Source organism: Zhenhengia yiwuensis (assembly GCF_014384995.1).
In the GTDB taxonomy this organism is placed as follows: domain Bacteria; phylum Bacillota; class Clostridia; order Lachnospirales; family Cellulosilyticaceae; genus Zhenhengia; species Zhenhengia yiwuensis.
On sequence record NZ_JACRSY010000134.1, the window covers coordinates 1 to 563 of the forward strand.

The following is a 563-nucleotide window of genomic DNA, read 5'->3' on the forward strand; positions in this document are numbered from 1 at the left end:
TTGAAAGTAGAGGATAAAGAGGAAAAAAATAAGAAGTATAAGTTATTACTAAAAGAAGCTATAAGTAGGGGGGAAGAAAAATTATTTAAAAAGAAAGTGCAGGAGCTGAAAGGGGAGGAGAAGCCTCACAATATGTATGAATTAAGCCCTAGGGGGACACCTCTTAAGATTTGGGAGAACCTAAAAATCCTCTATGATAATAAGGGAATTGAACTTAAATATAATGAATTGAAGCGAAGTATTGAAAGTAATAGAGAATGGTATATTTATGAAGATTTTCTTACTCAAATAAATAGTGACTGTAGAAGAACGGGATTGGTACTTTCTAAAGATGATTTGTGGGGATTTACTTCATGCATTGCCAATATGAATGCTTATAACCCTATTAGGCAGTACCTTGAATATGCACATCATAAATATAAAAATACCACACATAAATCTAGTGAATTAGGAAAGCTTCTTAAAACGATTACCTATGCAAAGCATTGTACAAAGAAGGATATAGCCTTTAATGAAGCTATGATTCTAATGTGGTTATTAACTGGTGCTAAAATAGGCCTGAA

At 32.5% G+C, this 563-nt stretch carries 1 protein-coding gene; it reads left to right on the top strand.

Features of this window, described 5'->3' with window-relative positions:
* Positions 1-132: 132 nt before the first annotated feature.
* Positions 133-563: hypothetical protein (locus tag H8718_RS21205; protein WP_249334886.1), on the top strand; the 431-nt coding region annotated here is incomplete at its 3' end.